Origin of the sequence: Rhodoferax mekongensis (assembly GCF_032191775.1) — a bacterium.
GTDB classification, from domain to species: Bacteria; Pseudomonadota; Gammaproteobacteria; order Burkholderiales; family Burkholderiaceae_C; genus Allorhodoferax; species Allorhodoferax mekongensis.
In genome coordinates this window covers 3,224,625-3,241,019 of record NZ_CP132507.1, presented here as the reverse complement: position 1 = coordinate 3,241,019, position 16,395 = coordinate 3,224,625, and the positions used below count along the sequence as shown (strand labels likewise).

Annotated in this window: 16 protein-coding genes; 6 read left to right on the top strand and 10 right to left on the bottom strand. The window is 58.1% G+C overall.

Features of this window, described 5'->3' with window-relative positions:
* Positions 1–13: 13 nt before the first annotated feature.
* The 4 genes from RAN89_RS15395 to pyrG all read right to left on the bottom strand — a co-directional run bounded on the left by RAN89_RS15395 (position 14) and on the right by pyrG (position 4,182).
* Positions 14–289 carry a septum formation initiator family protein gene (locus RAN89_RS15395; protein WP_313867126.1) on the bottom strand — a complete coding sequence of 92 codons (276 nt, stop codon included), beginning with the start codon at positions 287–289 and terminating at the stop codon, positions 14–16.
* Between the two features lie 26 nt (positions 290–315).
* On the bottom strand, positions 316–1,599 hold the full coding sequence (eno, locus tag RAN89_RS15390; protein ID WP_313867125.1) for a phosphopyruvate hydratase: 1,284 nt from the start codon (positions 1,597–1,599) through the stop codon (positions 316–318).
* 61 nt (positions 1,600–1,660) lie between these two features.
* Positions 1,661–2,515 carry a 3-deoxy-8-phosphooctulonate synthase gene (gene kdsA / locus RAN89_RS15385; protein WP_313867124.1) on the bottom strand — a complete coding sequence of 285 codons (855 nt, stop codon included), beginning with the start codon at positions 2,513–2,515 and terminating at the stop codon, positions 1,661–1,663.
* Positions 2,515–4,182: a CTP synthase gene (gene pyrG / locus RAN89_RS15380; protein WP_313867123.1), complete on the bottom strand. Its 1,668-nt coding sequence runs from the start codon at positions 4,180–4,182 to the stop codon at positions 2,515–2,517. The genes kdsA and pyrG overlap by 1 nt, the downstream gene beginning before the upstream one ends.
* Positions 4,183–4,300: 118 nt before the next feature.
* On the opposite strand from pyrG, the gene coaBC reads away from it, so the two are divergent.
* Together coaBC and dut are read left to right on the top strand one after the other, a co-directional pair.
* Complete coding sequence (gene coaBC, locus RAN89_RS15375; protein ID WP_313867122.1) at positions 4,301–5,515, top strand: bifunctional phosphopantothenoylcysteine decarboxylase/phosphopantothenate--cysteine ligase CoaBC; 1,215 nt, start codon at positions 4,301–4,303, stop codon at positions 5,513–5,515.
* Between the two features lie 9 nt (positions 5,516–5,524).
* Complete coding sequence (gene dut / locus RAN89_RS15370; RefSeq protein WP_313867121.1) at positions 5,525–5,971, top strand: dUTP diphosphatase; 447 nt, start codon at positions 5,525–5,527, stop codon at positions 5,969–5,971.
* A gap of 5 nt (positions 5,972–5,976) precedes the next feature.
* Here the strand turns inward: dut and RAN89_RS15365 are convergent, their stop codons facing one another.
* Positions 5,977–6,510 (bottom strand): FKBP-type peptidyl-prolyl cis-trans isomerase, encoded by a 534-nt coding sequence (locus RAN89_RS15365; protein ID WP_313869413.1) that lies wholly within the window; start codon positions 6,508–6,510, stop codon positions 5,977–5,979.
* A 16-nt stretch (positions 6,511–6,526) separates the two neighbouring features.
* On the opposite strand from RAN89_RS15365, the gene RAN89_RS15360 reads away from it, so the two are divergent.
* Together RAN89_RS15360 and RAN89_RS15355 are read left to right on the top strand one after the other, a co-directional pair.
* Positions 6,527–7,657, top strand: a complete 1,131-nt coding sequence (locus tag RAN89_RS15360; protein ID WP_313867120.1) for a cupin domain-containing protein — start codon at positions 6,527–6,529, stop codon at positions 7,655–7,657.
* A gap of 643 nt (positions 7,658–8,300) precedes the next feature.
* A complete protein-coding gene (locus tag RAN89_RS15355; RefSeq protein WP_313867119.1) occupies positions 8,301–8,489 on the top strand; it encodes a hypothetical protein in 189 nt (62 codons plus the stop codon).
* 78 nt (positions 8,490–8,567) lie between these two features.
* Here RAN89_RS15355 and bamC read toward each other — a convergent pair whose 3' ends face one another.
* The 5 genes from bamC to RAN89_RS15330 form a co-directional block, all read right to left on the bottom strand.
* Positions 8,568–9,650, bottom strand: coding sequence for an NlpB/DapX family lipoprotein (bamC, locus tag RAN89_RS15350; protein WP_313867118.1), 1,083 nt, complete (start codon positions 9,648–9,650; stop codon positions 8,568–8,570).
* 27 nt (positions 9,651–9,677) lie between these two features.
* Positions 9,678–10,574, bottom strand: coding sequence for a 4-hydroxy-tetrahydrodipicolinate synthase (gene dapA, locus RAN89_RS15345; protein WP_313867117.1), 897 nt, complete (start codon positions 10,572–10,574; stop codon positions 9,678–9,680).
* A gap of 33 nt (positions 10,575–10,607) precedes the next feature.
* The gene (locus RAN89_RS15340) at positions 10,608–11,186 is read right to left on the bottom strand and encodes a class I SAM-dependent methyltransferase (RefSeq protein ID WP_313867116.1); all 579 of its coding nucleotides are present in this window, start codon (positions 11,184–11,186) and stop codon (positions 10,608–10,610) included.
* Complete coding sequence (locus RAN89_RS15335; protein WP_313867115.1) at positions 11,186–12,010, bottom strand: SDR family oxidoreductase; 825 nt, start codon at positions 12,008–12,010, stop codon at positions 11,186–11,188. Before RAN89_RS15335 ends, RAN89_RS15340 begins: the two co-directional genes overlap by 1 nt.
* Positions 12,011–12,152: 142 nt before the next feature.
* Positions 12,153–13,367: an MFS transporter gene (locus tag RAN89_RS15330; protein ID WP_313867114.1), complete on the bottom strand. Its 1,215-nt coding sequence runs from the start codon at positions 13,365–13,367 to the stop codon at positions 12,153–12,155.
* Between the two features lie 136 nt (positions 13,368–13,503).
* Here RAN89_RS15330 and RAN89_RS15325 point away from each other — a divergent pair, with 136 nt between their 5' ends.
* Positions 13,504–15,474 (top strand): DNA topoisomerase IV subunit B, encoded by a 1,971-nt coding sequence (locus tag RAN89_RS15325; RefSeq protein WP_313867113.1) that lies wholly within the window; start codon positions 13,504–13,506, stop codon positions 15,472–15,474.
* Positions 15,475–15,536: 62 nt separating this feature from the next.
* Positions 15,537–16,388, top strand: a complete 852-nt coding sequence (locus RAN89_RS15320; protein WP_313867112.1) for a lytic transglycosylase domain-containing protein — start codon at positions 15,537–15,539, stop codon at positions 16,386–16,388.
* The last annotated feature ends 7 nt before the right edge of the window (positions 16,389–16,395 follow it).

Here is a 16,395-nt window from a genome sequence, read left to right as displayed (position 1 = left end):
GATGTGCGGACGCTTAACGGGCAATCTGAACGTAAATCTCGTTCGCCTTGACCATTCCCAGCTCAGATCGCGCTTTCTCTTCCACAATTTCCAAACCCTCTTTCAGGTCATGGATTTCCGCTTCCAGGCGCTCATTGGCGAGTGAGGCTTGGGCATTGCGCTGCTTTTGATCTTCCAGCTCACGGGAGAGCTTAGAAACATTGGGAATGCTTCCACGACCGAACCACAGCTGTCCATGCAGGATGAGCAGAAGCGCAATCAACACGGCGGGGACCCAGCGGTTACCCATGGCAGTGGTTCGGTTGGTGGCGGTGATTAACGCAGGTTGTAGAAAGCTGCGCGGCCGGGGTACACGGCCACATCACCCAAGTCTTCTTCGATACGCAGCAATTGGTTGTATTTGGCCATGCGGTCAGAGCGGCTCAGAGAGCCGGTTTTGATTTGGCCTGCATTCGTGCCCACCGCGATATCAGAAATGGTGGAATCTTCGGTTTCACCCGAGCGATGGCTGATCACCGCAGTGTAGCCGGCACGCTTGGCCATTTCGATCGCAGCAAATGTCTCGGACAAGGTGCCGATCTGGTTGATCTTGATCAGGATCGAATTGGCGATACCCTTGTCGATGCCTTCTTTCAGAATCTTGGTGTTGGTCACAAAAAGGTCGTCACCCACGATCTGAACTTTTTTGCCCAAACGATCGGTCAGCAATTTCCAGCCGTCCCAGTCCCCTTCGGCCATGCCGTCTTCGATGCTGATGATGGGGTACTTGTTGACCCAGGTGTCCAGCATGTCTGTCCACTCCTGCGCAGTCAGGCTCAGGCCTTCACCTTCGAGTTCGTATTTGCCTTCTTTGTAAAACTCAGAAGCTGCGCAATCCAGGCCCAGTGCAATCTGCTCGCCCGCCACATAGCCGGCTTTGTCAATCGCTTGAAGGATCATTTGGATGGCGGCTTCGTGGTTGGCCACGTTAGGGGCAAAACCACCTTCGTCACCGACGGCAGTGCTGATGCCTTGGTCATGCAAAATTTTCTTGAGCGCGTGGAACACTTCAGCACCCCAGCGCAGGGCTTCGCGGAAGCTGGGTGCGCCCACGGGGATGATCATCAACTCTTGCAGGTCGAGGTTGTTGTTGGCGTGTTCGCCGCCGTTCATGACGTTCATCATGGGCACGGGCATCTGCACGCTGCCCATGCCGCCGAAGTAGCGGTACAAAGGCAGGCCAGCTTCTTCGGCTGCAGCCCGGGCCACGGCCATGGACACAGCCAACATGGCGTTGGCACCCAAGCGGGACTTGTTCTCAGTGCCGTCCAAGTCAATCAATGTCTTGTCCAAGAACGCTTGCTCGGAAGCGTCCAGACCCAACACGGCTTCAGAAATTTCGGTGTTGATGTGTTCAACCGCCTTCAGCACGCCCTTGCCGAGGTAGCGTTTCTTGTCGCCATCACGCAATTCAATGGCTTCACGGGAACCGGTGGATGCGCCAGAGGGAACGGCCGCACGGCCCATGGTGCCGGATTCCAGCAACACGTCGCATTCAACGGTAGGGTTGCCACGGGAGTCCAGAATCTCGCGGCCGACGATGTCAACAATAGCGCTCATTAGTTTCTTTCCAGTTCAAAAACACACAAACAAAAAAAGTCAGGGTCCATCATGTCGCCGTTCACTGGAAATCATTTTCCAGGAACGGATTTTTTTTGGTTACGGAATCCAGCGAGACCAAGGTTTCCAACAACGCTTTCATGTGGTGCAGAGGTACTGCGTTCGGGCCATCGGACCAGGCTTCCGATGGACGAGGGTGGGTTTCCATAAACAGGCCCGCCACTCCGGCCGCAACGCCAGCGCGGGCCAACACGGGCACCATTTCGCGAGCGCCGCCGCTGCTGCCTCCCAAGCCGCCCGGCTTTTGCACCGAATGTGTCACGTCGAATACGACGGGTGCACCTGAATTGCGCATTTCAGCCAAGCTGGTCATGTCAGCGACCAAGTTGTTGTATCCAAAGCTGACGCCCCTTTCGCAAGCCAGAAAACGGTCAGGAGAAAGCCCGGCCTCTTCAGCAGCGGCTCGTGCCTTGTCAATCACGTTTTTCATGTCCCACGGAGCGAGGAATTGCCCCTTTTTGATATTCACAGGCTTGCCGCTTTGGGCGACTGCACGAATGAAATCCGTTTGTCGGCACAAGAACGCGGGGGTCTGCAATACGTCCACCACGCTGGCGACTTCAGCGACATGGGACTCGTCATGCACATCCGTCAGGATGGGCAGCTGGAGTTGACGCCGTACTTCATCCAGAATCTTCAAACCGGCATCCAGACCGACGCCGCGCTTGCTGGTGCCCGACGAGCGGTTAGCCTTGTCGAAGGAGCCTTTGTAGATCAGAGGGATGCCCAAGGATGCGCAGGCCTCTTTCAGCCGGCCAGCCACTTCCACGGACATTTCAAGTCCCTCGATGGAACACGTGCCGGCAATCAGGAAAAAGCGTTGATCCAAGCCAACGTCGAAGCCACACAGTTTCATCAGGCGACTGCTTTCAGGTTTTTACCACCGTTCTGATGCTCAACAGCTGCCTTGATAAAGGCGTTGAACAGAGGGTGGCCGTCCCATGGAGTGGACTTGAACTCGGGGTGGAATTGCACACCCACAAACCAAGGGTGAACGCTTTGAGGCAGTTCCACAATCTCAGTGAGTTGCTCGCGCTGGGTCAGGGCCGAGATCACCAAGCCAGAAGCCCTCAACGTGTCCAGATAGTTGACGTTTGCTTCATAGCGATGGCGATGACGCTCAGTCACGACGTCGCCATAGATCTGGTGCGCCAGTGTGTCTTTGGCTACATCAGAGCTTTGCGCGCCCAGGCGCATGGTGCCGCCTAAATCCGAGTTGGCATCGCGTGTTTTGATGGTGCCGTCAGCATCTCTCCATTCGGTGATCAGCGCGATCACGGGGTTCGGGCTTTCGGGTTCGAATTCTGTGCTGTTAGCGTCCTTCAAGCCGGCCACGTGGCGTGCGAATTCGATGGTGGCCACTTGCATACCCAAGCAGATGCCGAGGTAGGGCACTTTGTTTTCACGGGCAAAACGTGCGGTGCTGATCTTGCCTTCAATACCGCGCTTGCCGAAGCCACCGGGTACCAGAATCGCATCGTACTTGGCTAGCTGATTGACGCTACTGCTGTCGATGGTCTCGGAATCCACATGCTCAATTTTGACGCGCACGTGGTTCTTCATGCCAGCGTGGCGCAGGGCTTCGTTCACCGATTTGTAGCTATCCGTCAGATCCACATATTTGCCGACCATGGCAATGGTGACTTCACCTTGGGGATGTTCGGTCTCGTAGACCAAGTCATCCCAACGCTTGAGGTTGGCTGGGGGCGTATTCAGGCGCAACTTGTCGCAGATCAGGCCGTCCAGACCTTGTTCGTGCAACATGCGGGGCACCTTGTAGATGGTGTCCACATCCCACATGGAGATCACACCCCACTCAGGCACGTTGGAGAACAAAGAAATCTTGGCCCGCTCCTCGTCGGGAATCGGGCGGTCGGCGCGGCACAGCAGCGCATCCGCCTGAATGCCGATTTCCCGCAGCTGCTTGGCCGTGTGTTGGGTGGGCTTGGTCTTGAGTTCGCCAGCCGCTGCAATCCAGGGCAAGTAGCTCAGGTGCACAAATGCGCTGTTGTTGGGGCCGAGCTTGAGGCTCATCTGGCGCACGGCTTCGAGGAAGGGCAGCGATTCAATGTCGCCCACGGTTCCACCGATTTCGACAATCGCCACGTCTACTGCATCGGCCTCGCCGAAGCGTGCACCACGCTTGACGAACTCCTGAATTTCATTGGTGACGTGGGGAATGACCTGTACGGTCTTGCCCAGGTAGTCGCCACGACGCTCTTTGTCGAGCACGCTCTTGTAAATCTGTCCTGTAGTGAAGTTGTTGGACTTGCGCATGCGCGTTTCAATGAAACGCTCATAGTGGCCGAGGTCGAGGTCGGTTTCCGCGCCGTCGTCGGTGACAAACACCTCGCCATGCTGCAGGGGCGACATGGTCCCGGGGTCAACGTTGAGGTAAGGGTCCAGCTTGATGAGGGTGACTGTCAGGCCCCGCGATTCCAGGATCGCAGCAAGGGAGGCTGAGGCGATTCCCTTTCCAAGGGAAGACACCACACCGCCGGTGACGAAGACAAATTTGGTCATGTCAGGGGCGAACCTGTGGGTTCGATGAGGTGGTAAAGCGAGATTATAGGCGTCTGCTACATTGCGGCGGTCTGCGGTGGCACCATCGTGCTTGCCGTCATCACGAAATGAGTACGACATGGACCTTTCCGGTAAGCACATTGTTCTGGGTTTGACAGGTGGAATTGCCTGCTACAAAGCAGCCGAGCTTTGCCGCGCACTGATCAAGCAGGGCGCCACGGTGCAGGTGGTCATGACAGAAGCAGCCGCGCAATTCATTACGCCCGTGACCATGCAGGCATTGAGTAACCGCACTGTCTACGACTCCCAGTGGGATGCGCGGGAGCGGAACAACATGCCGCATATCAATCTAAGCCGGGAAGCTGATGCCATTCTAATCGCGCCCTGCAGCGCCGATTTCATGGCCAAGTTGTTGCACGGTCGCGCTGACGATCTTTTAAGCCTGATGTGCCTGGCGCGCCCCATTGAAACGGTGCCGCTGCTGATTGCACCTGCCATGAACCGAGAGATGTGGGCCCACCCCGCGACGCAGCGCAATCTCTCGCAGTTGCGCGCCGATGGCACCCATGTATTGGGCGTAGGCAATGGTGACCAGGCCTGCGGCGAGACGGGCGACGGACGCATGTTGGAGCCCGAAGAGCTGCTGCAGGAAGTCATTGCATTTTTCCAGCCCAAGTTGCTTGCGGGGCAGAGAGTGGTGGTCACTGCTGGTCCTACCTTTGAGGCTATCGACCCTGTACGTGGAATCACCAACCTTTCCAGCGGAAAGATGGGCTTTGCGATTGCACGTGCCGCGCAGGATGCGGGTGCGGAAGTGACCTTGATCGCCGGTCCGGTGTCGTTGCCTACACCACGAGGCGTCAGGCGTGTGGATGTCAAGTCGGCATTAAATATGCGGTTGGCCGCCGTGGAATACGCGCAAGCAGCTACTGTTTTTATAGCAACTGCGGCAGTAGCTGATTGGCGACCTGCAACGGCGGCGGACCAAAAACTCAAGAAGGATGGCAGTGGTGCAACGCCGCAGCTGGAGTTTGTGGAGAACCCGGACATCTTGGCGGAAGTGGCATCCGGTCCACGTGCTATCGAGGGGAAGTTATTCTGCGTGGGTTTCGCAGCCGAAAGCCATGATCTATTGGCTCACGCGACAGCCAAGCGGCTCCGCAAAAAAGTGCCCCTGCTGGTCGGTAACATCGGACCCGCAACCTTCGGCCAAGACGACAATGCCCTGCTATTGGTGGACGCCCAAGGCGCCACCGAACTTCCCAGAAACACCAAGCTTCAACTCGCGCGCCAATTGGTGGCCGAGATCGCCAAGCGCTTGCATTCCCATTGAAAGAATTTAATGAAAATCGACGTCAAGATCATTGATCCCCGCCTGACCAACAATCTGCCTACCTACGCCACCCCGGGCAGCGCTGGGCTGGACCTGCGCGCTTGCCTGGATGCGCCGCTCACTTTAGCCCCCAATGCATGGCAACTGGTGCCCACCGGTATGGCGATCTACCTCGAAGATCCAGCCTACGCCGCTTTGATCCTGCCGCGCTCCGGCTTGGGGCACAAACATGGCATCGTGTTGGGTAACTTGGTGGGTCTGATCGACAGCGATTACCAAGGGCAGCTGATGGTGAGTGCCTGGAACCGCAGTGAGGTCCCGTTCACTATCGAGCCGATGGAGAGAATTGCTCAGCTGGTGATCGTGCCGGTGGTGCAAGCCCAGTTCAATGTGGTCACCGAGTTCCCCGCGTCACAACGCGGGGAGGGCGGCTACGGCTCTACCGGAAAAGCTTGATCGGCTCAGTGCAGGTGTCCGCTCCCGGGCCCTTGCTCATGCAAGGGCTGGATGCGGAAAAAACCTGTACCGAGCGTGCCGGAGCCGATTTCTTCCTCCGTCGCTTCGCGCACTGACTCCACCTTCATCTGGATGCGAATCGCAATACCCGCTAGCGGGTGATTGCCGTCCAGCACCACGTGCTCGGGGTAAATGTCGGTGATCGTGTAAAGCGCGTCTTTGGGCGCATCCGGGTTGCAGCCCTCCGGCAAGGCATAGCCTTCCATGGTCAGGCCCTCTTGCAAGTCTGCCGGGAACAGGGTGCGTGGCTCGAGAAAGATCAGCTGGTCATTGAAGTCGCCAAATGCTTGGTCCGGCTCAATCTGCAACTGCACCTTGTCGCCAGCTACATGGCCTTGCAAGGCGGCTTCAATCGAAGGCAGCAAGTCACTGCCGCCCAACAAAAACTCGACCGGCTCGTCCAAAACGTCCAGTTCTTCGCCCAAAGTGTCTTTCAGCGTCCATGTCAGGGCAACGACGCATTGTGTGGTGATTTCCATAGGCGAGAATTGTCCCATGAACATTCAAACTCCTCTCCAGCTGCTAGGCGGCATCAGCCCGGAAACCTTCATGCAACGCTATTGGCACAAAAAGCCTTTGGTGATCCGGCAGGCCATTCCCGGGTTTGCACCTTTGTTGGAGCGCATCGAGTTGCTGGAACTGGCGGCACAAGAAGACGTGGAATCGCGTCTGGTGGTGCAGGATGCTTTGGGCAAAGGCACAGGATGGAAGTTCAAGCACGGGCCGTTTGCACGCAAAGCCTTGCCACCTTTCAAGCAAGCAGGCTGGACCCTGCTGGTGCAGGGCGTGGACATGCTTGACGAGCGCGTTCACAGCCTCATCAACCAGTTCAGGTTTGTGCCGGATGCGCGACTGGACGATCTCATGATCAGCTACGCCACGGACCAAGGGGGCGTGGGTCCCCATTTTGACAGCTATGACGTGTTTCTCTTGCAGGCGCATGGGCGGCGCCGCTGGCGCATCGGTCGCCAGAAAGACTTGTCTCTGAAGCTGGACATGCCGCTGAAAATCCTCGCGAATTTTGAGCCGGAAGAGGAGTTTGTGCTCGAGCCCGGCGATATGCTGTACCTCCCGCCCAAATACGCACACGACGGTATCGCGGAAGGTGAGTGCATGACTTATTCCATTGGCTTTCGCTCGCCATCCCAGTCGGAGCTGGCTCAGGAAGTGCTGCAGCGGCTCGCGGATCAGGCGCTGGATGAGCTACCTTCAACCCTGTATGCCGATCCCAAGCAGCGTGCGGTGGAAGCGCATGCAGCCTTGCCAGTCGATATGTTGGAATTTGCGCAATCTGCGGTGCAGGCAGCACTCAAGGATTCGAAGGCAGTGGCGCGAGCATTGGGGGAATATTTGACCGAGCCCAAAGCGAATGTCTGGTTCGAAGGGGCGCAACAGGATATCGTCGGTGGCGTCCGTTTGGACCGCCGTACCCGCATGCTGTACGACGCGGATCACGTGTTTATCAATGGCGAGAGTTTCAACGCTGGGGGGCGAGATGCGCAGCTGATCAAACGGCTTGCCGACGACCGTAGCCTGGAAGCCAAAGATGTGCGCCGTCTCAGTGACGGCGCTCTGGCACTCGTTCAAGATTGGTGCGATGCAGGGTGGTTACATGTCGACCAATGACCCTGTCTCGCTGGTCGCCGGTGCTTTTTCCGGACCTGCGGAGTTCGCGCAAGGGATTCGTGACTTCATCACCCTCGCAGCCGATCAAAAATGGCCTCACATGGTTTGGAGTGACATTGATTTTGAAGATTGGCCCCTCCGAGAGCGATCAGTGGTCGAGGCTTTGAACAAGTGGGCGGGTCCGGGTCGAACTTTGACTATGCTCGCCAAGCGCTACAACCGCGTGACCCTTTTGCACCCCCGGTTCGTGCAGTGGCGCGTTACCTGGAGTCATCTGGTTGACTGCCGAGTAGTAAAGCACCTAGATGATAGTGAAATGCCTAGTGCACTTCTGGGGTCCGAGTGGTTTTTGCACAGGCGAGAGCTTACGCGGTCCATCGGAGTTGGTGGCCGCGACGTACGTGCAAGGGTGGCGTTGACAGAACTGTTGGACGAATGCAAGCGCCAAAGTTCGCCCGGATTTCCTGCCACTACTTTAGGGCTTTAACGCTTCAAGAGGGGTTTACCCGAATGCATGGTTTTTGGTCTTGTATAATTTAAAGCTCTGGTGGAAAGAGACCGAATGCTTTTCGTCAGGGCTGGCTGGCTTGCCATCCAGACAATTTCCGGAAATTGTTTCGTTAACTCACTGAAGTCTTTAAAAATGAACAAGTCTCTCGTTTTGGCAGCTTTGATCGCTGCTGCTGCTTTGGCTGCTTGCGGTAAAAAAGAAGAAGCCGCTGCTCCCGCCGCCGCTCCTGCTGCTGCCGCTCCTGCCGCCGCCGCTCCTGCTGCTGACGCTTCTGCTCCTGCTGCTCCCGCAGCTGCTGCTTCCGAGCCAGCCAAGCAGTAATCTGCTTGCAGACGAAAAAAACCACCGCAAGGTGGTTTTTTTTCGTCTTCGCATCACCCGCCAAGGTGATGTAAAAAATTACTTGATGTCGTCCGCAATCACTTTCACGATGCGTTGCGCCGTCGCAGAACTTTCGGCGTTGCCGTCGGCGTCCAGAACGCTGACGGTGGATTTCTCCCCCACGCTACGCACCGCAATGCGGTATTTGGTGGCTTCATTGGCTTTTTTGGAGCCACTGAACATCTTGCTGAAGAACCCAGGCTCAGAGTTCTCCGAGGTCAGGTTCTGGTACCGTACAAAATAGATGCCTTGCTTGCGATCTCGGTCCTCTACGGTGAATCCTGTCCGGTCCAGGGCCAGGCCGGTGCGGCGCCAAGCCCGGTCAAAGCCTTCTTCCAGCTGCACAACAGGTTGCCCATTCACATTGCCAACCACGGCCACGGGTTTGGGAGTGCTGTTGGCCACCAAGGCTTTGGACTGCTCTTGGGAGACGCCCAGCTTCACCATCAGTCGACGCAAGAACTCGGCTTCCAGCTCGGGGTCAGCCGGGCGAGGCTGCCACACGGTCTGGTTGCTACGGTCTGCGGTATACACCTCGGCCATGCCGCGGTGGCTAATAAAGATTTCTGTGTTTCCGTTCGCGTCCCGCTCCAGGCGTGTACGGAACTTGTCGCGTTCCGGGGTGGAGTAGAACGAATCCAGCAGTTTGCCCAAAGAGGCTCGGATGAAGTCTTGTGGAATCTTGGCCCGGTTTTCCGCCCAGTCAGTTTCCATAATGCCCAATTTATCCTGGTCCATGGCAAGCAAAAATCCGTTTTCCTGCCAGAAGTCCTTGACTGGTTCCCACAGCTTTTCAGCTGGGCGGTTCACAACAAGCCAACGCTGGTTGCCGGCACGCTCAATGCGCACGTCACCCACTGCGACCGCGGCGATTACTGCCTTGGATGTCTCAACCTGCCCCGCTTTGGACGCATTGGCAGAGACTGCGCCGCCCACTACGGTGTAAGGCGTTTCCTTGCTGAGTTGGGTCAAGTCCGGTGGCACGTCCAGCTTGGGAGCTTTGGCCGCGGATCGGTAATCCACTTTGTCAGTTTCGAGCGCAGAGCAGGCCCCAAGGGCCACGGTCGCGCCTAGCAAAATCACTTTAGAAATGGAATTCACGGATTTCCTCAAAAAAGGGTCAGGAGCTCAGATCAGTCCGGTGGACTGCAGGGCACGCTCAAGAACCGGTTGGCTCGCGTCCGTCAAAGGCGTCAAAGGCAAACGTAACGCAGGCTTGCTCAGGCCCATGCGCGACACAGCCCATTTCACCGGGATCGGGTTGGACTCAACGAATAGAGCCTTGTGCACCGGCAAAAGTTTCATTTGAATTTCCATCGCGCGGGCCACATCGCCTGCAATGGCGGCTGTGCACATTTCGTGCATCAGGCGAGGAGCCACGTTCGCAGTGACGCTCACGTTGCCATGTCCACCGCACAGCATCAATGCCACGGCTGTGGGGTCATCACCGCTGTAAATGGAGAACTCTTTGGGGGCGTCCTTGATCAACCATTGCGCACGTTCGATATTGCCGGTGGCCTCCTTGATGCCCACAATGCCTGGCACCTGTGTCAAACGCAACACGGTATCGTGGGCCATATCGGCCACAGAGCGCCCGGGCACGTTGTAGAGCACGATCGGCAAATCGCCGGTGGCTTCAGCAATGGCCTTGAAGTGCTGGTATTGGCCCTCTTGCGTAGGCTTGTTGTAGTAAGGCACGACTTGCAGTTGGCAATCGGCGCCCACCTGTTTTGCAAATTTCGCCAAGGCGATTGCCTCGCGGGTGGAGTTGCCGCCGCAACCTGCCATGATCGGTACGCGACCCGCGGATTGCTCGACGGACACGCGGATGATTTCGCAATGTTCTTCAACACTGACAGTGGGGGATTCACCCGTCGTACCCACCACGCCGATGCAGTCGGTGCCTTCGGCGATATGCCAATCGATGAGTTTGCGCAGCGCGGGGTAATCCACGGAGCCGTCATCAAGCATCGGAGTGATAAGGGCTACGATGCTGCCCCGGATTGGACCTTTAGAAGCGTTCATGTCGAGTGTTGAAACAGTAAACAAACATTTTAACTAGAGTGCATAACGCGCTGGAGTGGCATTGTGTGCACCGGGGGTAAAGTTTCGCAGGGCCGCAATGCGCTGAACGAACCGGTCGGGCTGTTCCAAAAAACCGTTTTCATACGCCACGATGTGCAAGTCTTTGCACATGTCTAGCAGCTCTCCATTTTTCAGCAGAAAGTCGGGCCGGGCCGGGCGCCCCACTGTTTCGTTGCCAGTGGCAAATGTCTCATAAAGCAGAACACCGCCCGGAGCGAGGCTGGCAAGCAAAGTGCCCATCAGGGGACGCCATAGGTAGTTGGTCACCACCACGGCATCGAACAGTTCGGGTTCAGAAGCTCCATCTCTGGCAAGTGGCCACGGCCCGTTCTCGATATCAGCTTCTATCAGTCTGGCAAGGGGTACCAATTGGCGCGCGCCGCTTATGTCTTTATCGACACCCGTAACCATGCAACTGCGCCTCGCAAACCATTCCAAATGGCGGCCGCTCCCGCAGGCTACGTCCAAAACCGAGGCGCTTGAGGGAATCAGGTGGCTCCAGCGCTGAATCCAAGGTGATGGCGCAGACAGCTGTAGATGCGATGTGTTCATCACTTGGGTTTCACTTCATCTTTCAGCGCCGCCATGGCCATGTTCTCCACAACGCCTGGCAAAAGGAGTTTGAGGAAACGCCCCAGCTTGCCTTGGGCCGTCATCACCACTTCACGTTGGCGCTTTTGCATTCCTGTGGCAATCAGGTAGGCGCACTCGGAGACGGTCATGGCCTTGTCTTCCTTAAGGCCACTCGATCCGGCTACTTCGCCCTTGGCATTCAGTCCGTGGGCACGTATGTCAGTCAGCACCACGCCGGGGAAAGCCGTGGTTACGCTGACGCCGGAAGGTTTGAGTTCTGCACGCAACGCTTCGAAAAAGCCTGTCATCGCAAACTTGGAGGCACTGTAAGCCGTGCGCCCGGGCACGCCGATCAGCCCCGCCAGAGACGACACGGCCACGATGCGCCCTTGGGTTTGCTTGATGTGCGGTAGCGCAGCGTGGGTGCACCACACGCTGCCCCACAGGTTGATACGCATGAGGTCTTCATACCAATGCAGGTCTTGGGCATCCACATCCTGAAAAAGCGCTTGGGCAGAGACGCCCGCGTTGTTGACCAAGGTGTCAATGCGTCCGAAAGCATTAATCGTGGCTTGAATCAGGCTGCGGCATTGTGCTTCGATCGACACATCCGTAGGCACCACCAGAACCTCGCTTCCTTTGGTGCGGCACACATCGGCCACTGCCTCCAAGGCCTCGCGCTTTCGCGCGGCCAACACCAAGTTCATTTCAGCGCCATACCGCGAAGCCAGTTGACGCGCGAGCTCGGCACCTATGCCCTCAGAAGCGCCGGTAATGATGGTGACAGGAAAGTTTTTGGTCATGGCAGGGAAACTCAAAAGCAGGCCCAAAGTTGATTGGCCATCTGCACCATGAAATCAGGCTGGGCGTACAAGGTGAAAACAGCGGTCAGCAGCAGGCACAAGGCCAGTGTGATCGCAGTTTTTTTGAGCATGGTGGTTGGTTTCAAGCGGCTTGAGGCGCACGGGCAATAGGCGCTTCACGCACCGGCAGATTTACCAGCGCAGCGGCTACCCCCAGTGCGATGGCGATGTACCAGACGATGTCATAACTTCCGGTGCGGTCATACAGGTAGCCACCCAGCCACACGCCCATGAAGGATCCGATCTGGTGGCTGAAGAATACAAATCCTCCCAGCATGGACAAATGCGCCACACCGAAAATCTGGGCAATGGTTGCATTCGTGGGTGGAATGGTGGATAGCCACAGCACCCCCATGACAGAAGCAAATACATACACACTCATGGGGGACAGCGGCACCAGCAAAAACAGGCTGATGGCTACCGCCCGCGCGAAGTAGATAAATGCCAAGATGTACTTTTTCGGCAGCTTCTGGCCCAGCACACCTGCTGCATAAGTGCCGAACACATTGAACAGGCCGATCAAGGCCAATGCATAACTCGCCACTTGAGGTGACAGGCCTTTGTCTTTCAGGTAGCTGGGCATGTGCACTCCGATAAACACCACTTGGAAGCCGCACACAAAGTAACCTGCCATCAGCAATTGAAAGCTCGGGTACTTGAAGGCCTCGCGCAGCGCTTGGCCAATGCTTTGCTGACGCGCCGGGGCTGAAGCTCCGCCGAATGCGGGCTCTTTCAGCCCGCTCGCCAGCGGAATCATCAGCAGAGTGGCCGCTGCCAAGGCCAGCAAGGCCTGTTGCCAGCCAAAGTAGCTGATCAAAAAGCCTTCCGTCGGCATCATCAAAAACTGGCCGAACGAGCCTGCTGCCGCTGCGACCCCCATGGCCCAGGAACGCTTTTCTGCTGGCACATTGCGACCGATCACGCCGTAAATCACGGCGTACGTGGTACCGGCCTGCGCCATGCCGATCAAGGTGCCGGTGGCCAATGTGAACATCAGTGGCGACTTAGCCAACGCCATTCCGCACAGACCCAAGGCATACAGCAGAGACCCGATGATGATCACCCGGAATGCCCCGAACCTGTCGGCGGCCATGCCCGCAAAAATGCCGCTTAAGCCCCACGCCAGGTTCTGGATGGCGATGGCAAAAGCAAAAGTCTCGCGCGTCCAGCCCTGGGCCTGGGTGATAGGCTGCAGCCAGAGGCCGAAACCGTGACGGATGCCCATGGACAATGTCACGATGGTGGCGCCGCACACCAGCACCTGGGACATGGAGAGGGTTTTAGGGGAAGAGCTCATCCTGCAAATGTAGCCAGTTTCGGCGGATCGTTTGCAGCGGGCGGGACACAGAGCGCCCCTGTCTCGGGTCTAAGAATTGGTATTTGCATGTATGCATATACAGTGGATTGCCGCAGTTCCCCTACAATCCGCCGCTATGGCTGTCAAACCCACCCCCGAATATTCTGAATCGTCGATCCGCGTGCTCAAGGGCTTGGAGCCCGTCAAACAGCGCCCGGGCATGTACACCCGCACCGACAACCCCCTGCACATCATCCAGGAAGTGCTGGACAACGCCGCCGACGAAGCCTTGGCCGGCCACGGCAAGAAAATCAAGGTCACCCTGCATGCGGACGGCTCCGTCAGCGTGGAAGACGATGGCCGCGGCATCCCGTTCGGCATGCATCCTGAGGAAAAAGCCCCGGTGATCGAGCTGGTGTTCACCCGCCTGCATGCGGGCGGCAAGTTCGACAAAGGCAAGGGCGGCGCCTACAGCTTCTCGGGCGGCTTGCACGGCGTCGGTGTGTCGGTGACCAACGCGCTGGGCAAGCGCCTGGAAGCCACCAGTTACCGCGAAGGTTCCGTCGCTCATCTGGTGTTTGAAGGCGGCGACGTGACCGAGGCCCTGCAGGTGCGCAAGGCTGGGGACGGCGACCGCAAGCAGGGCACCACCGTGCGGGTGTGGCCGGACGCCAAGTATTTTGAATCCGCAGCGCTGCCCATGGGTGAGCTCACCCACCTGCTGCGCAGCAAGGCGGTGCTGATGCCCGGCGTCAGCGTCACGCTGGTCAATGAAAAAGCCAAGGAAAGCCAGAACTGGCTCTACAAGGGCGGCCTCAAAGACTATCTGGGCCAGACCCTGAGCGCAGACCCCGTCATTCCCATGTTTGACGGCGAAGGCTTTGCCGATGGCAACAACGACACCTTTGCTGAAGGCGAGGGCGCAACCTGGTGCGTGGCGTTTACTGAAGACGGCGCTCCGGTGCGCGAGAGCTATGTGAACCTGATTCCCACCAGCGCGGGCGGCACGCACGAAAGCGGCTTGCGCGATGGCTTGTTCCAAGCTGTCAAAAGCTTTATCGAGTTCCACAGCCTGCTGCCCAAGGGCGTGAAGCTCATGCCCGAAGACGTGTTCGCACGCGCCAACTATGTGCTGAGCGCCAAGGTGCTGGACCCGCAGTTTCAAGGTCAGATCAAAGAGCGCCTGAACTCGCGCGACGCGGTGCGCTTGGTGAGCAGCTTTGTGCGGCCCGCGCTCGAACTCTGGCTGAACCAGCATGTGGACTACGGCAAAAAGCTGGCTGAGCTGGCCATCAAAGCCGCCCAAACCCGCCAGAAGGCCGGCCAGAAGGTCGAAAAGCGCAAGAGCAGCGGTGTAGCCGTGCTGCCCGGCAAGCTCACCGACTGCGAGAGCCGCGACATTGCCTACAACGAGGTGTTTCTGGTCGAGGGTGATTCCGCCGGTGGCAGCGCCAAAATGGGCCGCGACAAAGAAAACCAAGCCATACTTCCCCTGCGCGGCAAGGTGCTCAACACCTGGGAGGTGGACCGCGACCGCCTGTTTGCCAACACTGAAATCCACGATATCTCGGTCGCTATCGGCGTAGACCCGCACGGCCCCAACGACACGCCCGATCTGAGCGGCCTGCGCTACGGCAAGGTTTGCATCTTGAGTGATGCGGATGTGGACGGCTCGCACATCCAGGTGCTGCTGCTCACGCTGTTCTTCCGCCACTTTCCCAAGCTCATCGAGACCGGGCACGTGTATGTGGCCCGGCCCCCGCTGTTCCGGGTGGATGCGCCAGCCCGTGGCAAAAAGCCTGCCAGCAAGGCCTATGCGCTGGACGAAGGCGAGCTCACCGCCATCCTCGACAAGCTGCGCAAAGAGGGTGTGCGCGAGGGCGCCTGGTCCATCAGCCGCTTCAAAGGCCTGGGCGAAATGAATGCCGAGCAGCTGTGGGACACCACCCTCAACCCCGACACCCGCCGCCTGCTGCCGGTCACGCTGGGCGCCATCAACTTCGGCGACACCGAAGCGCTGATCACCAAGCTCATGGGCAAGGGCGAGGCGTCCTCCCGCCGCGAGCTGATGGAATTGCATGGCGACTCGGTAGAGATCGACGTCTGATGCAACTGCGTGCCGCTATGTCTCGTTTTGCTATGAAAAAAGTAGCTGCTTGCGCATTATTTATGTGCGCTACAGCCGCTTTTGATGCCAAAGCCGACGTGTGGGTCTATGTGGATCCGCAGGGCAAGACGCATCTTTCCACCGAGCAAGTGGACGAGCGCAACACGCTGTTTTTCCGCGCCTCTATCCGTGGCCTGCAGTCGGGCGCTGATGCCACTGCCCCGCAGGTCGTGGTGCCGGATGCGCCCGAGCTGTCCCCCAAACTGGCGGCGTTTTTTGACAATTCCCCGCGCTACCGCAAAGCCCAGCCCTTGTTGCAAGAGGCCGCCCGCAAGTACCGCCTGGACTACGAGCTGCTCAAAGCGTTGGTGACGACCGAGTCCGGCTTTGAGCCTGCCGCCGTGTCACCCAAAGGCGCTATCGGGCTCATGCAAGTCATGCCCGATACTGCACGCCGCTTCGGTGTGGACAGCGATCGCTGGATGTCGGTGGAGGCCAAGCTGGCTGATCCCAAGATCAACGTAGGCATCGGTGCGCGCTATCTGCGCTTGTTGCTCGACATGTTTCCCGGTCGCACCGATCTGGCACTTGCGGCGTACAACGCCGGCGAAGGCGCGGTGCAAAAGGCGGGCAACAAAGTGCCCAATTTCAAAGAAACCCAGAACTACGTCGCCACCGTCACGGAGCTCTACGCCGCGCTCAAACCACCCGCCACAACCAGTACGTCCGTGCCGCAAGTGGTGGGCGTCAAGCCGGTGCTCAACCCCTATGGCGACGGCTATGTGTTGTCCGGCTCCCGCACGGCCTATGTGCTGGCACCCGGCGCTATGCCCGGTGGAGCCATCGGGCGCGGCAACATGATCACCCCGGCCCTGCCTGTGGCCCCTGAAGATTCCCGGATTGCAGTGGACTGAACTGAAG